Source organism: Mucilaginibacter paludis DSM 18603, from assembly GCF_000166195.2.
GTDB classification, from domain to species: domain Bacteria; phylum Bacteroidota; class Bacteroidia; order Sphingobacteriales; family Sphingobacteriaceae; genus Mucilaginibacter; species Mucilaginibacter paludis.
The window spans coordinates 7,401,382-7,420,456 of the sequence record NZ_CM001403.1 but is presented as its reverse complement, the minus strand read 5'-3'; the positions used below and the strand labels follow the sequence as shown (position 1 = coordinate 7,420,456).

Sequence of the window (19,075 nt, the reverse complement as noted above, 5' to 3'; positions counted from 1 at the left end):
ATATGAACGAAGAAAAAGACGTAAAAAAAGACGCAGCGATTGTAGAACAATCTAACAAGATCAAAGAAGTAAGCAGCCCCGTAAAATCGGGCTTAAAAACAAAAGATGCCATTGTAGCCAACTGGCTGCCCCGTTATACGGGCCGCCCTCTTGACGATTTCACCGGGTACATTATACTCACCAATTTTTCAAAATACCTGCAAATGTTTTCGGAGTGGCATGATAACGCCCCCATCATAGGCCTTGATAAACCTATGCAAAGCGTAAGTGCCGACGGTATAACCATTATTAACTTTGGTATGGGTAGCGCGCTGGCGGCAACCGTGATGGACTTGCTCACAGCTATACACCCCAAAGCTGTTATATTTTTAGGTAAATGCGGAGGTTTAAAAAAGAAGAATAACGTAGGCGACCTGATATTGCCTATAGCGGCCATCCGTGGCGAAGGTACCTCAAATGATTATATGCCTCCCGAAGTACCTGCCTTGCCAGCGTTTGCGCTGCAAAAAGCTATCTCCACCACAATTAGGGATCATGCGCGCGATTACTGGACCGGAACCTGTTATACCACCAACCGCCGGGTTTGGGAACACGATAAAGAATTTAAAAAATACCTTAAAACATTACGCGCCATGGCGATTGATATGGAAACGGCAACCATATTTACCACTGGTTTTGCTAATAAAATACCTACCGGAGCCATACTCCTGGTATCTGACCAACCCATGATACCTGAGGGTGTTAAAACGGCAGAAAGCGACTCTAAAGTAACCGAAACCTATGTAGAAACTCATTTACGCGTAGGGATAGACTCGCTAAAACAATTAATTAATAACGGCTTAACGGTTAAGCACCTTAAGTTTTAAACTCTTGTTTAGCTAAGGCAAATAATTAAAAAGCTTTGCCATAGAATGGTGTTGCTCCTTATCAAGTAACCCGGCAAACGGCAGTAAACGGCGCAGGTACGATGATGGCGAAAAATGCCGTTTACCTAACATGATTTAATCATGCGCTTCGTTACCGTGTTTAACTTATAGCCGAATTGCTGAACACGTTACTGAACAAGCAAATTTAACCGTTCCATTCAGCTTTATATTCTTTTAATGTTGGCCAACAATGGGCCGCTTGCTGTGCAAGGGTACAATGTGTTCAAAATAAAATACAGGGTGTATCAAAAAATTAACTTTAGATTAATAAAATACGCATTTGAGCCCAGTTATAGTCGATAATCGTATTGGCACAACAATTGAACTTGAACATATGTCCCCTATAAAACAGTCAAAGAAATGATAACATTTAAAGAACACGAAAGCGTAGTTTACACCGATGCAGAAGGCAATATGATTGATACTTTTGTTGTTTATGACACGGATGCGAAAACGGGACTGACCCATATTAACCATATGGATATGCTTGTGCCGCTAAACCAGTTGCAATTGCACCCAAAATCATTAGAATCTAATCATGTACCTGTAAGGGATGCCTTCAGCTTTGAGATACTCAAGAAGCTAAAAGCTAAATATACCGATCATGATGTCGAATTAAAAGCCAAGATCATTACCAAACCAGCAATGGCTATATATTCATACTCTAAGGCTTCTTAACCTCAACGTATAATTTTTAAGCAAGAAACTCCGGTTATATATTATAACCGGAGTTTCTTGCTTTATTACCTTTTTTATTGTACCAATAATTGTATTTTGCCGCGATAGGCCGTCACATTAATCGGTGTTTTTGATTACCTGGTTGCTGCTGATGGTATGATTTAAGAAAGTGTTAATCCCGTCTCATCATTAGGCACCATAACGAGCAACAACCTGCTTTAATTCGGCCGCCTGGATAACACCGCTTTGACGCCATTTGGCCTGCCCGTTTTTAAAAAGAATTAGTGTAGGCACGCTTTGTACTTTATAACTATTAGCAACCTCGGGATTTTTATCAATATCTATTTTCAATATCGTAATACCATCGCCCAAACTATCTTTAAGTTGCTTTAAAATAGGAGGCATAGACCTGCAAGGGCCACACCACTCTGCCGAAAAATCAATCAGTACAGGTTTCTCGGATTGGATCAGTTCAGAAAAAGTTGCCATGGGTTTTAATTTAAGGAATATAAGATTAACAGTAAGGCCTGGCTTTAGTTTGAAACAAGTTCAGAAAATAATTTTCGCTGATACATGCCAGCGTTGACAAGTAGAAGAGCAAATATGCAAGCCTAAAAAAGGTTGTCAGAAATTCATCACCATATTAACGAGTACCTTTTACGATCTGATAACCTACAGCTCTTCTTCGGTTACAATATCGTAACCTTCAAAAACCCAAACGGGTTTCCTTTTGATATCCTTTTTGTTAAATTTAACCCGATATGTTTTGCCTGCCACCATTGTAAATTGGAAATCCAAACTTGTTTGATGGATATCTTTCGGAACAAATTGAGGCAACAATTGCTCCGCCAGGAAGGCGATCGGATCTGAGGCGGCCATATTTTTTTGGCTAAATTAGTAAAAATACAGCTGTGTTTTAACCAGACACATGCCTTTGATATGCATTATAAAGCATAACTAAAAGTATAAAACCAATTACGGCAACCAACCACTTTAAAATGGTAGCTGTACTTAGCTTTTTAGGGGGCTCGGGGTTTAAGTTAATAATTTCCAGGTCGGCAAACGGCGTATTTTCGGTATTAAAGTACACCGGCATATTTTCGTTCTTAGCCGCAACGTTTGCTCTGAAGGATTTCAAATTAACAGGACCGGGAGGCATATCCAAAATTGACTGTAGTTTTACTACCCGGGCAGTTGCCGCCTTGGGCTGCTCATTACCCAAACGAGTACCATCGTACACAGTACTATCATCCTCATAGTTAGGTAAAGCATTAGTTAATGGCGAGTTAGTTACAGTCATATTATCATTTTCGTTATTCGTTGCTGTTACACGGCGCATCGGCAATATTGGAGCCGGCAACTGGTCGTGCTTTACAACAATCTCTTTTAAGGCGAGGTAAGTTTCTCCCTGGCTGGTAAGGCGCATTTCTATCTTTTTATTATCCAGCGGATACAAACCCGTTACCAGTTCCCATGCTAAAAAATCAAATTTCCCCTTACTTTCTACCAACTTTTCGCGTAACAAAAAATCCAATTCCGTATTTAATGCCCTACGCTTCTGTGATGTATCCAATTCGCTTTCAAAAGCAGACTTAATATCCACCATAGCCTCAATTGCATTGCTTTGATGCAAATATTCAAGTATGCGGATATGTAACGACTTGGGCATGTACTTTAATCTGTAAGGCAATAACTTTGCCAAAATACAAAATAAAGGCATACCAATTGCGCTGTTTCTGCTCCGCCGCAAAATGTAACGACAGTAAGAAAAATAAAAACTCCTGAAGTTTGGTTGACTCACTATGGTTTTCACCAAAACTAAATACCATAGCTATCAAGATGTAGTAATAGATACCTCAACAAACCGGGCACCTTAGCAGCCAACAAAAAACAAAGTTGAGATTCGAATTTCAAATTGAGCCTTTAACAACAAATCAACATTAGTTTGTTAAATCAGATGAGGTTTGATCAAAGATTTATGTTGGCACTTATATAGTAACGGGGAATTATTTACCCACAATTCCCCAACATATTTGAGCTTAATGTTTTAACAAATGGTGAATTTAAGTGAGGTGTTTTTACTGAATCTCTTGCCTGCTACGTTAATCAAATTTATGTCAGCATTAACTGCTAATACAAAATATCAATTTAAACTAAAAAGAAAACGAAGCCATTGAAACAACATTTTCGAGGCTGACAATAGGGGAAATTTGATTAACATTATTAATGTTTAATTATCACCATTTTAAAATTTTGGCATATATTAGCCAAAATATATGTAAAAGTTACACAGAAAGCCATCTTCATAATGGACTGCTTTTATACATAAAATTTCAAAAATATTATCGTTTTTTCTGCCATATCAATTTATTGTGATTAATTATTTCGCCGGGATATTATGAATGAAGCTGTTCGTTTACTTGCAGTTAAACAATTTGAACACTTCAATTGGCAAATTGATGACGAATTGCGAGAATTGCTGATCATGGCTTCCCAAATCTGCGAAACAGCTATCGCCCTGGTAAGTTTGCTTGACGATCATAAGCAATGGATTAAAGTAAGTGAAGGCACCAGCAGCGAAAGTATACCGCTGGATATCGCGTTTTGTACACATACCCTACAACACGGAGATTTAACCGTAGTTAATGACACACTGGCAGACGGACGTTTTGCCAATCATCCGATAATCTTGAACGGCTCAGTTATCCGCTTTTATGCCGGCTTTCCGCTCACCACCAGAGAAGGAGTAAATATAGGAACGCTATGCGTGATGGGCGAACAGCCAAACACTCTGGATAATCATCAGCAACTCATGCTGAAGATGCTTGCAAAACAAGCCATCAATATCATGGAGCTCAAGTTAAGCTACGACATGCTTAAGAAAACTAAGATGGAAGCCTATGAGCAAAAACAAACTATCCAGAATGCCGAAATTAGGTTGCGCGCTTTTTTTGAAAGTTCTGCCAATTTCCACGTTCTGCTGGGCAGAAAAGGCGAAATTTTAGACTACAACAAATCCGCCTACAATTTTATAAGGAGAATACACGCTACCAAAGTAAAACGTGGCGATTTGTTCACCATTTACCTTGCCCCAGCCTTTGTTGAAACTTTTACCGAAAAGTACAACCTGGCCCTCGCCGGTGAAAAGGGGTATGCGGAAGGGTATACAGACTACGGCGAACATGGCGAAATTTGGTGGGAAGCCAATTTTGAACCCGCGTGGAACAATGATAACGATGTAATAGGTGTATCATACAGCATCCGCAATGTAACCGAACGTAAAAGGTACGAGCAAAAAATAATAGCGCAAAACCAATCTTTGATTAATATCGCCTATATCCAATCACACGAATACAGGGGGCCGCTCACCTCTATTATGGGCATGATGAACCTGATCAGGGAGGAGGGCTATCAACCCCCGGTTGAATATCTACAGTTGCTGGAAAGTGCCATCAGCAAGCTCGACGAAAAAATACATGAAATTGTAACCCATGTAAACACACACGAATTGAGCGAGAAGAACACACCTAAGCTATTTTAACAAGTTATCTGTTTTAAAAGTCAAAAAAGCTGCAGCAGAATATAAAAAAGCAGTTATTGTGATGAGTATCAATTTTATTACTTGTTGATTTTTAAACCTTTCGTTAATTTTATATCTAATGAATTAGATGTTACAGAAACAGGTTTAAAAATTACAGCTATGAAGAAAAACTACAGAAAAAAATCGGCATTATTCATCACTTTAATTATTGTAGTCATTTTAACATCTGGATTTTTCATAAGCAAAAAACTGTTGAAGCCAAAAGACAGCGTTGAAGTTGCCGAACTCGAAATAAAATTGCCAACAGGCAAAAGCTCTGTTAAGATCGGCGCTTCGCAAACCGCTTTAATTAAAGCTTTAGGGCAACCAAAACAAATTGGGCCTTACTCATCGCAGGCTCATTATAAACAAGGAACGGTATTAAATTATAACGGCGCCAAATTTTACTTTGTGCATAACAAACTCACTAACTTTGAAATCACATCGCATAAGTACAAGGTTGGTTTGGCCAGTACGCACAAGTATAATTCAATAGGTAATACTCAAGCGCAATTGCCTAAGTTCAAAATCCAAAACAAAACCGCTTTATTAGACGTTACGAGCGATGACTCAACTACCGATCAATTTTTAGAATACGACTTGAGCGATAGTGGTAAGTTAACCAAGATAACTTACAGTGATTATTGATTAACGCTGCATTAAACGCGCAACATATTTACCTATAATATCAAATTCGAGGTTTACTTTTGATCCCTCGCGAACTTGTTGCAGGTTGGTATGCTCCCAGGTATAAGGTATAATAGCTACCGAAAAATAGTTGGTGCCCGAATTTACTACTGTAAGACTAATGCCGTTCACGCAGATAGATCCTTTTTCTACGGTTACGTTCCCTGTGCTGCCATCATACTCAAAGGTGTACTCCCAGCTGCCTTCAAGCACCTTATAGGCAGTGCAAACAGCTGTTTGGTCTACATGCCCCTGTACAATATGGCCATCAAGCCGGGCATTCATTTGCATACACCGTTCGAGGTTCACCAGATCGCCAATTTTAAAATCACCGATATTTGTTTTGCTCAGTGTTTCTTCAATAGCGGTTACGGTATGCCCGCCATCTGCCAGTGCAACAACGGTTAAACAAACTCCGTTATGCGCTACCGACTGATCTATCTTCAACTCGGTTGAGATTGCAGACGCCACTGTAATATGTAGATTACCCTGATTGTGCTTTAAATCAGTTACTGTACCTAAGGTTTCTATTATTCCTGTAAACATAGCTCTGTGTTATCGGGCCAATTAGCCCAAAGTTTCTGTTCTCAAAACTAATTATAATTTCTATAGCGTATTTTTTTAATCACAAGTTTTACATTACGCCCATTTTTAGATTTACAGGCATGGTTACAACTTGCCCATTAAAAAAACAACTACAGAAGAGAAACCGGAACATCATACATAATACCAACAATCCAGGTAGTATTGAATTTACAGGTGTGCCTGCAAAGGCTTACTAAAACCCCTTCCTATTTTTAACCCAGGCCGACTTTCCTCCGATAGCCTCTGCCGGGGTAGCTATTTGTTTACCCGAGGATAATAACTTTTCCATAATTAAAGCTGCTATTTGAGCCTCATCCTCTCTCCCGGTATTCAATACTTCAGGGATAAAATATTTTTTTACGAAATGAGTATCAAACCTGCCCGATGTAAAAGCTTGGTGCTGCATTACAAATTTGCCGAAGGCCAGCGTGGTGGTAATTCCGGTGATCTGGTATTCGTCGATAGCCCTGATCATCCGTTCAATAGCTTCCTTCCTGTTGCTACCATAGGTAATCAATTTGGCTATCATCGGGTCGTAGTATATCGGTATCTCCATTCCCTGCTCAAAACCATCATCAACCCTTACTCCTGGGCCTTTAGGCGTTTTATACGTTTGCAAAGTACCAATATCCGGAAGAAAATCATTTGCCGGATCTTCGGCGTAAACCCGGAGCTCTATAGCGTGGCCGCTGATATGCAAATCTTCCTGCTTAAAACTCAGGGCTTCGCCGCGGGCTATATTGATCTGCTCTTTTACCAGGTCAATCCCGGTAATCAGTTCGGATACGGGATGTTCCACCTGTAAACGGGTGTTCATTTCCAGGAAATAGAAATTCAGGTCATCATCCATAATAAACTCCACAGTGCCTGCCCCGGTATAATTAACAGACCGAGCCACATCAACGGCGCACTTACCCATTTGCTGCCTTATTTCAGGTGTTAGCACGCTTGATGGCGCCTCTTCAATCACCTTTTGATGACGGCGCTGTACAGAACAATCGCGCTCAAACAGGTGCACAATATTGCCATGCGTATCGCCCAATACCTGTATTTCTATGTGCCGCGGCGATGATACGTAGCGCTCTATAAATACCGATCCATCGCCAAAGGCGGATGTGGCTTCGGATACGGCCAATTGCATCTGCTCTTCAAATTCGTCTACGTTTTCAACAATACGCATGCCCTTACCCCCCCCACCAGCGGCGGCTTTGATGAGTATAGGGAAGCCAACTTCAACAGCACGGTCACGGGCGTCGTTTACATCGGTAATAGCTTCTTCTGTACCGGGCACCATAGGGATATGATATTTTAAGGCAGCGGCTTTTGCCGATAGCTTATTACCCATTACCTCCATAGCCTCGGGCGAAGGCCCAACCAATATTAAACCAGCCTCGCGAACCATACGCGCAAAGGCCGCATTTTCTGATAAAAACCCGTAGCCGGGGTGTATAGCTTCGGCCCCGGTTTGCCTGCAGGCTTCAATTATTTTACTACCCACCAGGTACGATTGGTTTGATGGCGAATCGCCGATGTGAACCGCTTCGTCAGCATAACGCACATGCAACGCATTACGGTCGGCGTCAGAATATACAGCTACGGTTTTGATACCCATCTCGCGCGCCGAGCGCATTACCCTAAGGGCTATTTCGCCACGGTTGGCCACCAATAATTTCTTCATCAAAACAAATGTAACTTTTTGTACCGAAACAAAAAGAATGATAAAACGAAAACAAAATCATCGTTTAAGAGTTATAGATGTCCACAAGTTAGCTCATCTGCCATGCCTGATCATTCCAAACATTTGATGCGCCTGTTTAACGGGCATCTCAAACTCGACGAAGAAGCCCTGACCAATTTATTTCTGGGTCAGTTAGGAAACATCTATTGTTCAAAAAGCCACCTGCTGAGTGTACTGCCTGGTTTATCGGCCAAGGCCTCTTTTCCTGAACTGAAAAATGCCATACTGGAAGGCATCGATAACATCAAAATGCAAATTTTGCGCATGGATGTAATCTACAGCAATTTTAACATGGTATACGCTGAAGAAAAGTGCATGGGCATTAAATCCATCACCTTAGAAGCTCACCTGGCAAGCCACGCAGAAAACAAATCGCCCCTTTTTATCGATATGTCTATACTTACCCATCTCCGTATTATTGAGAGCATCGAGATAACCAGTTTTAATATTTTGAAAGATATTGCTGCATCGCTCAACAACCCCGATGTATCAACCCTGCTTAATCAAAACATACAATCAGCCATGAACACTAAATTGATTTTCGAGCTGATATCCAAGGAATACATTTCCTGAAAATCAGGTAAGGGTTTAAAAGAAACATATTATTCGTAGTTTAATCCGGCCTTAAGCCGCTATTACTATAATGGCTTTAATTTACGTCAACCTGGACGTACTCGCTAAACGGCAGACTATACGGGCTACCTGCCGCCCCCCCCTTTTTTTGCCAAAGCTGCTTCAGCAAACCGCAACGCTCCATAGTACCATGAAAGACAATACCATTTTACAATAGCATGTTGAATGCTGATTACTATTTGATTTATATTGATAATAATTGCTTTTTTACAAATCAAAACAGCAGCCGTAGCGGAGTATTATGTTTTTGCCGTAATATAGGGGCGGATGCCCACAAACAAATCAGCGTTTTTATTCTTTATAAAATCAACAAAATCATTAAAATGAAGATCACTAAATACATTCATTCGTGCCTGGTTTTTGAACAGGATGGTTTTAAGTTACTGATGGATCCGGGCAATTACACCTTTGCCGAAGGACTGGTAAAGCCCGAAGAATTTGCAGATGTATCGGCCATCATCATTACCCATATCCATCCGGACCATCTGGACATGGATCATTTAAAAAAGATTATAGAACTAAGCGGGGCGCCTGTTTTTACCAACAATCAGGTTGCCGATGCTTTAGAAAAACAAGGCATAGGGGCCGAATTATTGACGGAAGGCACCCGGAATTTTGGCGGTATGGCGTTTAAGGCCATGCCAGTAATACATATGCCGCTGTTAGACAACCTCATCCCCGAGATGACCGGTTTCATTATTAATAACACTATATTGCATGCCGTCGATTCGTTAGATTCTTCTTTATACCAAATTAAAAACATTGAATTGCTGATCCTGCCAATTATGGCGCCTTTTTGTAATGAGCTGCAAGTAGCGCAATTTGCCGATACTATACAGCCAAAACATATATTGCCCGTACATGATGGCTTTGGTAAAAGCTTTTTTTTAAAACAGCGGCATCAAAACTATGTAAAACACTTTGAGGCGCAGGGCATTCAGTTCCACCAGCCATTGGGTGGCCGGGTTTCGGCCGAAACAGAAATCGTCTTTAAGTTTAATCTATAAACCAAACTTCAAATCCATGCAGTTTAACCATATCCATGTCATCATCAACCCGGCAGCGGGAAAAGAAGAGCCTATCCTCTCCTACCTCAATACCGTGCTTATTGATACGGATATTCATTGGGAGGTAAGCGTAACCACGCCAGATAGGGAAGCGTTTGACATTGCCCGGTCGCTTATTGGCAAAACCCAACTTATTGTTATTTATGGCGGAGATGGAAGCATTGCCGAAGTTGCGCGTGCGTTGTATGGCTGCGATACGCCCATGGCCATTATCCCGGGAGGAACGGCCAACGTGATGTCAAAGGAACTTGGGATTCCACAGCAAGCTATAGAGGCTATCAGGTTAATTGCAGGCGGCCAAACTAAAGTGATTGGCATTGATATGGGGATGGCTAACGATACTCCTTTTTTACTCCGCGTAAACCTGGGGATTATGGCTGATATGATATTGCAAACCAGCCGCGATTTAAAGAACAGCTTTGGGCAGCTGGCCTACGGCATTTCGGCTATTCAAACCCTTGTACAATCGGAGCCTACGCAATTTAAGCTATTGATAGACGGGAAAGAATTTACCGAAGAAGGCGTAGCGTTAACTGTTACCAATGCTGGGAATATTGGCATCAGCGATTTTACTTTTCTGCCGGATATCAATGTAACAGACAGCTATCTGGATGTGATTGTGATGAACAATACCGATTTAACATCGTTATTACGCGTGGCCGGAACGATGCTTTTTCAAACCGAATCTGAAGTGTTAAAACATTGGCGCTGTAAAGAGGTTAACATTACGCTGGGGCAGCCAACCAGTTACATATGCGATGATAGCGAGCAACAAGCTGAAACAATATCAATTAAAATAATACCGGGGGTATTGAAGATTTTAGTAGCAGAGAACCATTAAAACTTTATGTGGGACAAAATTAGAAGTATTTGGGTTATCATAACAATTTTCGTGATGAAAGTGGTTGATAACCTGCACCGGGTAATATTCGGCTTACCAACATTAAAACGCAGCCAAATAACCGCCAACCTGTTTCTGGGGAGCCAATACAACAAGATAGGCTTAAAAAAATTAAAAAAACTGGGCGTTACCGCGATAGTGAACATGCGCATTCATTCGGTTTACAGCAACTCCCGGTATAAAGGCTTTAAATACCTGCACCTGCCTACCGTGGATAACACCCCGCCCCCGTTAGACGATCTTCTAACCGGTGCCACCTTTATTGACGACGAAATTAAACACGGCGGCAAGGCCTACGTACACTGCAGACAGGGCCTGGGCCGTGGTCCAACCATGGCACTGGCCTATCTTATCAAAATTGGTACTACCCTGCCAGATGCATTAGCATTGGTAAAAAGTGTTAGGCCGTTTGTAAACCCTAAGCCCGGGCAAATTGAAAGGCTGAAAGAATTTGAAATTTACTGCCGGAAAAATTTTGCTTAAATACTCATCACAGTTGTTAAATAGAGCGTACTTAATCCGGAGTTTTCAGTCAAAATCCGGCATTTCTGCCCGGTTATTAACAACTGTGACTTAACGACAACCAACCTTCTATCATTGACATGGCGCAAGTTACTCCACTGCTGTCCGCTTTCTTATAGCCTCGATTTTCAATTGCCAATTTTGCCAAAACGGCCCAACAAAAGCGCAAAGTACCAAAATAATGTTACTTTAGCTTACCATGAGCACATTGAATTTGAACCCCAACCCTCTAAACGTTTTTTGCTTAATTTTTATCATAGCCTTTATACTGGGTGGCCAGCCACTATGGGCTCAAAACTTTGATGTGAATACCATTCATTGCAGCATGAGCGATGATAACAGGGCCACCATGAACAAGATTGGGAAATTTGAAGGACATTTTTATAACGTAATTTTCAATACCAGCATGAATGATACCGTAACGGTAAAAATTAACTTATACGGCAGGAAGAGCGAGTATAAGCAGGTGCAGAACGAAAACATCCACACTACTTTTATCGACGGCTTTTATTCGGGCGAGAACAAACAGATCTACCTGTATAAAACGGAAAACTACATGAATATCCTGTTGCACGAAACCAGCCACGCTATTTTATATCGTAATTTAAATAATGCGCCAAAATGGTTGAACGAAGGTATTGCAACACTGTTCGGCAGGATGGTGATAAGTAATAAAGACGAAGTTTTTTATGTAAAACAAACCCACTATATTAAACTACTTAAGGGGCGGATAAGTGACAGGACATTTAGCCTCGAAGACTTTTTCAATTATAAAAACGAGGACTGGTTTAATGCCGAAAAACGCGAATACCTGTACACCGTAGCCTACTGCCTTATTTACTTTTTGGCCGAAGATAATATTGATAACCTGCAGCGTTTAATGATCTTGTTAAAAGAGGGCAATAGCAGTTACGCCGCTATCAATAAAATATATGGCAGCCAAAGCAAGTTTGAAGGCAGATTTTTTGATTTCTATTCTAAGCAGTCAGCTTATAGCAGCGACTGAACACGTGATTTCAGCACCGTTTCTTAAATATCTTTGTAAAAAATATCAATTCCCCGTTAATCCTTTCCGCATTTCAATAGTCTGAACGAATAAAAAAGGCACTGCAATATTAAGTGGCCTTTGTTTTTACCATCAACATCGGCACTATTGAAAAAAAATTACTCACTCATCTTCTTTTTTACGGTTTTAATATCCCTTAAGGGTTTTGCACAAAACAATAATGGATCTGTAAGCGGTAAAATATCCGACCCTACAACCGGCGAAATGATTGATTTTGCTGGTGTGGCTATTTTTATGCAGGGCAGCGATGATATTATTAGAAGCAATACCAGCAGCAACGGCGGTATATTTAAACTTACGGGCCTGCCTTATGGCAAATACGGACTACGTATTAGCTATATCGGTTTTGAAAAACAGGTAGTTGACGACATTGAGATTACCGCCGAGCATCCGGATGCTTACCTGGGCATTATTAAACTCAAAAAGAATAGTAGTTCGTTAAACGAGGTTACCATTAGCGAAAAGAAAGCCGCCGTTGAGTTTGGCGCCGACCAGATTACCTACAACGTAAGCCAGAGCCTTCAATCGGAAGGAAGCACCGCTACCGATATTTTAAAAAATGTGCCTATGGTAAATGTAGATATCAACGGCAACGCCACCATTGCAGGCAAGCGAAGTACCCGCATTTTTATAGATGGCAAACCGTCCGATTATATGACATCCAACATTGCCGACCTTTTGAACGTGCTGCCATCCGAAGCGATAGAGAAGATTGAAGTAATGACCAACCCGCCTGTAAAGTACTCGGCAGATGGTGAAGGCATTATCAATATTGTGTTAAAAAAGGGTTATAAGGTTGGCTTAAACGGAACATTATCATTAAACGGCGGTACCTTGGGCAATTATAACATCAACAGTTATGTGGCCTACCGCACCAAATCATTGTCGTTAACATCAAGTTACGCTTTTGGCGAGAGTGAAAGAAGCAGCACCGGCTCATCGCTTAGCGATAATTTTTTAGCCGATACCAATTATTACCGCAATCAATACTCCAGCAACAATGGACTCAATTTTGGGCACAACATCCGCGAAAGCGTTAACTGGGATATTGACACTACCCAAAACTTGCGGCTCACAACTAATTTTAATATCAATAAATCCAACGGAGCATCGGCAAGTGATTACTATTACCTTGATGAGAATAATATTGAAACCAGCTTACGTAATCAAAATAACAACAACCATAATCATTCGTTCAATTACGTTTTTGATGCTGACTATACCTGGAAAATTCCGGGTGGCGATCAGTTAGAAGCCAGCGCCACTTATAGCGGCAACAGCGCCAATACCGACAGGCTTGCCCAAAGTTATACCCTTGATGCCAACGGCTTACCCATTAACGGCATATTACCGCTCAACCAAACGTACGGTGTATACGCTGCGGGCCGCGCCTTACAGGTTAAGGTTGATTATGATAAACCACTGGGCAAATCAAAAAACACGGCTGATTTTGGCTTATCGGCAAACATCCGCACCAGCGATAACAACCAGGTTGTGCAGGATTTTAATTTTGCCAACCAGATGTACCTGCAAGATTTGCAGCTTACCAACCAGTTTATTTATAACGAGCATATTTATGGCGGTTACGCCAGCTTAAGTATCAGAACGCAAAAGAAATGGTCGTTCAGGATAGGTGGCCGCAGCGAATTAACGGATATTAATTTTAACGTATCATCCCTGCCTGATCAATATCATATTAAGCCCTATATAAACCTCTTCCCCAACCTTTCTATTAACAAAACGTTCAGCAACTACACCATCGGCATCAGCTACAGCGGGCGTATTGTCAGGCCTTCGCCCAACTCGCTAAACCCGCAGGTTATTACCAACGCAAGCAATCCAAACATCTCTTTCGGTAACCCCAACCTGGCGCCGGCCTATACACAGCAAGTTGATTTTAGCTTTAGCCTCTTCGGCAAAAACTGGGCTTTTTATCCGCGGATCGGCATAGCCAATACAAGCCATATTATTGAGCGTATTACAACGCCTATATCATCATTAGCCTACCAAAGCACTTATGATAACCTGGGTACCAGCAGTTACAATACCATTAACCTGTACGGCAACTACCATGTAGCCAAAAAAATCAATGTAAGTGGTGGTGCTACGGTGGGCCGCATAGCTTATCACAGCAATAATAACAGCGCGCTAAACCGTAACGGCATCACCTTCCAAAGCAAGGCAGGCATTCAAATTGATATGCCGAAGCAGTTAGCTTTTGAGAGTAACCTTAACTACTACACCAACTCGTCGGCCCAGGGCCGCAGCAAAGGTTCGCTCAGCTCCAGTTTTGCCATCCGGAAATCCGTTTACAAAAACAAGGTGCGCATAAGGTTAACCGCCATTAACCCAACCGGGCAAGGCAGCAGCACAACATTTACCCAGGGCCAAACTTTTAACCGGCAAGATTATTACATGCAAAACAACCGCAACTATAGCCTATCGGTAAGCTACAACTTTACCAAGGTTGGGCGCAATACAGCAAGCAAAAAGCAGAAAAAAGATGTACCACCGCCGGAAGTTAGCCTATAATGATAAGCACGGTTCAGCCCTCAACTAAATGAATTTCATAATTTAGTAACCATTTTGCTATCAAAGTAAGAAGAACGTTTGCACCTGCACAACTTGGATGTGCTTTAAAACCAGTAACACAGGCCTGTCACTCGTCAGCTACCGGCTTATTGTTTTGTAGCTCTTGAAAATACCTGGCTATCTTTTTACATTTCAAGTAATTAGGTATTACGGCTATCGGTGAAACCGGGGAACGACTTGTTGTGGTAACTTTATGGAAATAAACCTCATCATCTTTCAGGATAACTGTGATGCACCAACCAAAACCGCTAATGTCAGGTCGCTTGATATCCCTTATTACGTCAGTTCTACTGGCCATAAAGGTTAATCCATCATAAAAATGATGCAGGGTATTCATTACATCTTCCTTGTTTTCGAGTTTCTTTTTTCCTTTAACTTTTACAAGGGTATTTAACAATACAAGGCTAATTACGATAAAAGGATCAACGAACACTACAAAGAACAAGGGTGAATATTCGCGATTTGGAATTTCTTCAATGGCGGCATACAGCGATCCTGATAGCATTGATATCAAAAAGAAATACATCATTAAGCGATTGAATTGGAACCACCGGTCTTTAGCGTAAACCAATTTCCCCTTCCTGATGCTCTCGATATAATTTACCGGCGGTAAGTACTCGTCATCTTCTTCCATTGATGCTAATCATCCTTATTAAACAGCAAAACCGTGCCTGATTGTTAACCAGGTACGGTTTATAGATTTTCAGGCACATGCTATCCTAAAACTATATGCCAAACATACTTTATCAAATTGTTAATTTGACGGCGGTGTTGGCGGTGGCGGCGGCAGTAGTTGCCCGTTTGCTCCAGGACCTCCCGGGCCTCTGTGCTCGCGAGGAGCAGGTGTGGCATCCGGATGGGCAGCACCATGATGGCAGGTATAGCAAGAAATAGCTTCCACCATTTCTTTCTCATTTTTATCAGCCTTAAAATATTTTTTATTGATCTTGGCCGTCATGGTCATCATTTTACGCGCCATTTCCTTTTCCGGCTTGGCGTCGCTCGCAAAATCAGTTCTCTTAGTTTCTTCGTTACGGGCATGGCAAAATCCGCACCGTACGCCTAAAGCCTCTTTCCACTCGTCCATTACCTTGTCCAGATCTTCTTTACTGATGTTTTTAGGTAATACCTTCAAGTTTTTCCATTGAGGTTTTTCAGGTTCGTTTTGCATAGATGCAGTTGCTGCAAAAACAACCGTACCACTCAAGCAGATGGTTACAAATAGTTTTTTATAATGGATCATGATGACTAAAGTGTTTTATCATGCTAAAGTAAAAAAATGCCTTTAAAATTACCGGAATACATTGTAATAAATATGCGATACAGTAATTTGTAATAAGTATAAATTAACATAACAAATTACTATTAAGTTAAACGAGCTTAAAGTATGCAGCAGTAGTGAAATAGATGATCTGTTAAAGACACACGCCACAGGCGTGCGTGAGCATTGGGCAAAAGCGTGCATAGACGCGCTGGTTATTTGGCATGATGGCCACAAGCAAGGCTTGCGGTGTTGAAGACATTTGAGTAATCTGCAAAAGATTACCCAGCACCATTACTTTAAACCTAACCAAACAAATCGCCCCCCTTCAAATCCCCTCCCCTGTTAAATTACACCTTAAACCTATATTGTCTTGACGATCAATTAACACTATTTTTTTTATGTGCGTATCTTGGTCTGTTAAAGAATTTTAAAATTCCTTTCTCCGCAGGATCAGCAACCTCGCTGATACTTCATAGAGAATCATTTCTGCTCTCCGCGCAGTCTAAGGTTCAGGACCTTTAGGATTAACTAAAAATATATCTTCAAAATATCTTTTTACTTCCTGAATGCTTCATAAGCGGTTTCGAAAAATAGCCATAAATGGCCACCTTTGCCGGAACGGCAGCGCACTAAGTAAGCTGGCACATCTGATGCTAAGCCCAAGGAGATCAGGTTGGTTGATCAGGAGCGTACGTTAATGTATTGGCAAATAGAATAACGCATTTTCGAAGAAGAATAACAAAGAAAAGCCCGTGCAGATTATGGCAATTACCTCACTAAATTTAGTGCTGATCAATTAGAACCAAAATGCCGTAGCGGATTCTCGAAGCGGTAGATAGAATTATTCCGGCAATTTTATCGCACATTCCCAATTGCGAATACAGTGTATTTGCAATTGAGTTGGAGCCAATATAAAGTTATCATCAGGCTTGATAGGTGGAATAGTAGATTAGATAGGCCGCACATATTTTATAAATAATTTACTTACAAGTATATACAATTAAAATCATACAATAGTACCCTCTATTTGGTCCCCACGATAGATCGTGGTTTTTGAAACAATTTGTTTGTACCATAACTTATGGTACAAACAAACATTTACCAACGGAAATAAAGTGTTTAATTCTTCAGACAAGCTTATAGAAATGATAGCAAATCATGATAGTGGTATCCGGGAGATTCTTTGAATACGCTACACAAGTTTTTATGCCTTTATTTCTCCGTGATTTTCCTGCGTATTCTGCTCAGTGAGGATTGGGTGATACCCAGGTAAGAAGCAAGATAAGAAAGCGGTACCCTATTGGCCAGTACCGGAAAACTATCTAAAAACTTCAAATACCGTTCCTTTGCATCATCCACCATCATCGGGCTAATCCGGTTAACTTTATCAGCCATACCTTTAAAAGTTATTTTAGCTACGATTTGATCCCAGCCAATAATCGTCATCGACAGTTCTTCTAATCCACTTTTTGATATCACCAGGTACGTACAATCTGTAACAGCCTGTATGTACTCAACTGCCGGAATACCCAGATCCAAGCTATTCATATCCGCGATAAAGCAATTTTCTTCAAAAAAGTACTTGGTAACCTCGTCGCCCTTATTGCTGTAATAACATACACGCATGATACCTTCCGTCAGGAAGATTACTTCCCGGACTACTTTTCCGGCTTCATGGTAATACTCATCTTTTTTAATCGTCTTTGAGGTGAATTTACTTCTAATCAGCTCAATTTGTTGTTGATTAAAATGCCCAAACTGCAATAAATAATTAATCAGCTGTTCCATTTTGCTTTATTTCATCTGGCTCATTAGCAATTTGTCAAAGAGCTGGTCTGACAATACCTTTCGCAAAAACAACATTGGTTTTGCCATAGCGCCACCAACGTATCGTGTTTTAGGTTTTTTTGCTTCAATCCCTTCTTTAATCAGTTTGGCAATCACAATGGGTTCTGACGAATCCTTTTCCATTTTCGCATAGGATTTGATTAATGCCTCAGCAAATTTACGATAAGCCGTATGGCCTGAAACACGCATGAGGTCATCACCGCCGATACTCATCATTTCGGACTTGGTGCCACCCGGCTCAATCACAATAACGTCTATGCCGAACTGCCTTATTTCGTTACGCAGCGAATCGCTTAAACCTTCTATTGCAAATTTACTGGCATGATACCAGCTACCCATCGGCAAACCCACTTTACCGCCGATGGAAGATATATTAATGATCTTTCCATAATTATTCTTCCGCATACCTGGCAATACAAGCTGGATTAACCTTGCTGCACCAAAAAGGTTAATTTCTAATTGATTTTTTGCCTCTGCCATGGGTACATCTTCCAACGCACCATACGAACCGAGACCAGCTGCATTAACCAGTATGTCAATACTTCCTGAATCACCTAAAATCTTATTTACACAATGAGTAATACTTTCGTCGTTGGTCACATCCAATAATAGGTGTTTGATGCCATATTCTTTCAACGTTTCTAATTTATCAACCCGACGAGCTGCACCATATACTATGTAACCATTTTGCGCCAGATAGATTGCTGTAGCCCTGCCGATCCCTGACGATGCGCCTGTAATTAATGCTATTTTTGCCATTTCTGTATTATTATAAATAATTGAATAAGGCAAAACTCCAAATTTAAACACTGCAACCATTTGTCATTTGGCAAAAAGCAACTATCCAAATCAAACTTGCAGAATTTTTTAATCAGCTGTAAAAGCGTTCAATAGTGCAAAATCAGCCTAATATGATGGATGGCAAAGGTGAGCAGGACTCAAAAAAACAACAGATATTAATTTACCTATTTTCAAATACTTATTTAAT

20 protein-coding genes are annotated in these 19,075 nt (G+C 40.9%); 10 read left to right on the top strand and 10 right to left on the bottom strand.

From position 1 onward, the window contains the following. Positions 1-2: 2 nt before the first annotated feature. Positions 3-866 (top strand): AMP nucleosidase, encoded by an 864-nt coding sequence (locus MUCPA_RS31550; protein WP_050982188.1) that lies wholly within the window; start codon positions 3-5, stop codon positions 864-866. A gap of 420 nt (positions 867-1,286) precedes the next feature. Further along, entirely contained in the window at positions 1,287-1,604 is a 318-nt protein-coding gene (locus MUCPA_RS31545) for a hypothetical protein (RefSeq protein WP_008512147.1), read from the top strand. A 189-nt stretch (positions 1,605-1,793) separates the two neighbouring features. Here MUCPA_RS31545 and trxA read toward each other — a convergent pair whose 3' ends face one another. The 3 genes from trxA to MUCPA_RS31530 form a co-directional block, all read right to left on the bottom strand. Then, entirely contained in the window at positions 1,794-2,093 is a 300-nt protein-coding gene (gene trxA / locus MUCPA_RS31540; protein ID WP_008512145.1) for a thioredoxin, read from the bottom strand. A 183-nt stretch (positions 2,094-2,276) separates the two neighbouring features. Beyond that, positions 2,277-2,483, bottom strand: a complete 207-nt coding sequence (locus MUCPA_RS31535; RefSeq protein WP_008512143.1) for a hypothetical protein — start codon at positions 2,481-2,483, stop codon at positions 2,277-2,279. Between the two features lie 37 nt (positions 2,484-2,520). Next, positions 2,521-3,273, bottom strand: coding sequence for a hypothetical protein (locus MUCPA_RS31530; RefSeq protein WP_008512141.1), 753 nt, complete (start codon positions 3,271-3,273; stop codon positions 2,521-2,523). 729 nt (positions 3,274-4,002) lie between these two features. Between MUCPA_RS31530 and MUCPA_RS36555 the strand changes: the two genes are divergently transcribed. Together MUCPA_RS36555 and MUCPA_RS31515 are read left to right on the top strand one after the other, a co-directional pair. Next, a complete protein-coding gene (locus MUCPA_RS36555) occupies positions 4,003-5,145 on the top strand; it encodes a GAF domain-containing protein (RefSeq protein WP_008512137.1) in 1,143 nt (380 codons plus the stop codon). A gap of 159 nt (positions 5,146-5,304) precedes the next feature. Beyond that, complete coding sequence (locus tag MUCPA_RS31515; protein WP_008512135.1) at positions 5,305-5,832, top strand: hypothetical protein; 528 nt, start codon at positions 5,305-5,307, stop codon at positions 5,830-5,832. Here the strand turns inward: MUCPA_RS31515 and MUCPA_RS31510 are convergent, their stop codons facing one another. Both MUCPA_RS31510 and accC read right to left on the bottom strand, forming a co-directional pair. Then, positions 5,833-6,417: a riboflavin synthase gene (locus tag MUCPA_RS31510; RefSeq protein WP_008512132.1), complete on the bottom strand. Its 585-nt coding sequence runs from the start codon at positions 6,415-6,417 to the stop codon at positions 5,833-5,835. Positions 6,418-6,649: 232 nt separating this feature from the next. Beyond that, the gene (gene accC, locus MUCPA_RS31505; protein WP_008512129.1) at positions 6,650-8,134 is read right to left on the bottom strand and encodes an acetyl-CoA carboxylase biotin carboxylase subunit; all 1,485 of its coding nucleotides are present in this window, start codon (positions 8,132-8,134) and stop codon (positions 6,650-6,652) included. 102 nt (positions 8,135-8,236) lie between these two features. On the opposite strand from accC, the gene MUCPA_RS31500 reads away from it, so the two are divergent. From MUCPA_RS31500 to MUCPA_RS31475, 6 genes are all read left to right on the top strand, one after another. After that, a complete protein-coding gene (locus tag MUCPA_RS31500) occupies positions 8,237-8,767 on the top strand; it encodes a DUF892 family protein (RefSeq protein WP_040626730.1) in 531 nt (176 codons plus the stop codon). Positions 8,768-9,150: 383 nt separating this feature from the next. Further along, a complete protein-coding gene (locus MUCPA_RS31495) occupies positions 9,151-9,834 on the top strand; it encodes an MBL fold metallo-hydrolase (protein ID WP_063747594.1) in 684 nt (227 codons plus the stop codon). Positions 9,835-9,850: 16 nt separating this feature from the next. After that, positions 9,851-10,735, top strand: coding sequence for a diacylglycerol/lipid kinase family protein (locus MUCPA_RS31490; RefSeq protein ID WP_008512124.1), 885 nt, complete (start codon positions 9,851-9,853; stop codon positions 10,733-10,735). 54 nt (positions 10,736-10,789) lie between these two features. Beyond that, on the top strand, positions 10,790-11,278 hold the full coding sequence (locus MUCPA_RS31485) for a dual specificity protein phosphatase family protein (RefSeq protein WP_008512122.1): 489 nt from the start codon (positions 10,790-10,792) through the stop codon (positions 11,276-11,278). A 238-nt stretch (positions 11,279-11,516) separates the two neighbouring features. After that, entirely contained in the window at positions 11,517-12,323 is an 807-nt protein-coding gene (locus MUCPA_RS31480) for a DUF1570 domain-containing protein (RefSeq protein ID WP_008512121.1), read from the top strand. A gap of 147 nt (positions 12,324-12,470) precedes the next feature. Then, entirely contained in the window at positions 12,471-14,915 is a 2,445-nt protein-coding gene (locus tag MUCPA_RS31475; RefSeq protein ID WP_050982187.1) for an outer membrane beta-barrel family protein, read from the top strand. Between the two features lie 127 nt (positions 14,916-15,042). On the opposite strand, the gene MUCPA_RS31470 is transcribed toward MUCPA_RS31475, so the two are convergent. The 5 genes from MUCPA_RS31470 to MUCPA_RS31455 all read right to left on the bottom strand — a co-directional run bounded on the left by MUCPA_RS31470 (position 15,043) and on the right by MUCPA_RS31455 (position 18,906). Next, positions 15,043-15,609, bottom strand: coding sequence for a hypothetical protein (locus tag MUCPA_RS31470; RefSeq protein WP_008512117.1), 567 nt, complete (start codon positions 15,607-15,609; stop codon positions 15,043-15,045). Positions 15,610-15,729: 120 nt separating this feature from the next. After that, positions 15,730-16,218, bottom strand: a complete 489-nt coding sequence (locus MUCPA_RS31465; RefSeq protein WP_008512115.1) for a c-type cytochrome — start codon at positions 16,216-16,218, stop codon at positions 15,730-15,732. 576 nt (positions 16,219-16,794) lie between these two features. Then, positions 16,795-16,869, bottom strand: coding sequence for a hypothetical protein (locus tag MUCPA_RS39655; RefSeq protein ID WP_394330574.1), 75 nt, complete (start codon positions 16,867-16,869; stop codon positions 16,795-16,797). A gap of 582 nt (positions 16,870-17,451) precedes the next feature. Then, complete coding sequence (locus MUCPA_RS31460; RefSeq protein ID WP_008512113.1) at positions 17,452-18,027, bottom strand: Crp/Fnr family transcriptional regulator; 576 nt, start codon at positions 18,025-18,027, stop codon at positions 17,452-17,454. A gap of 6 nt (positions 18,028-18,033) precedes the next feature. Next, on the bottom strand, positions 18,034-18,906 hold the full coding sequence (locus tag MUCPA_RS31455; RefSeq protein ID WP_008512110.1) for an oxidoreductase: 873 nt from the start codon (positions 18,904-18,906) through the stop codon (positions 18,034-18,036). Positions 18,907-19,075 lie beyond the last annotated feature (169 nt).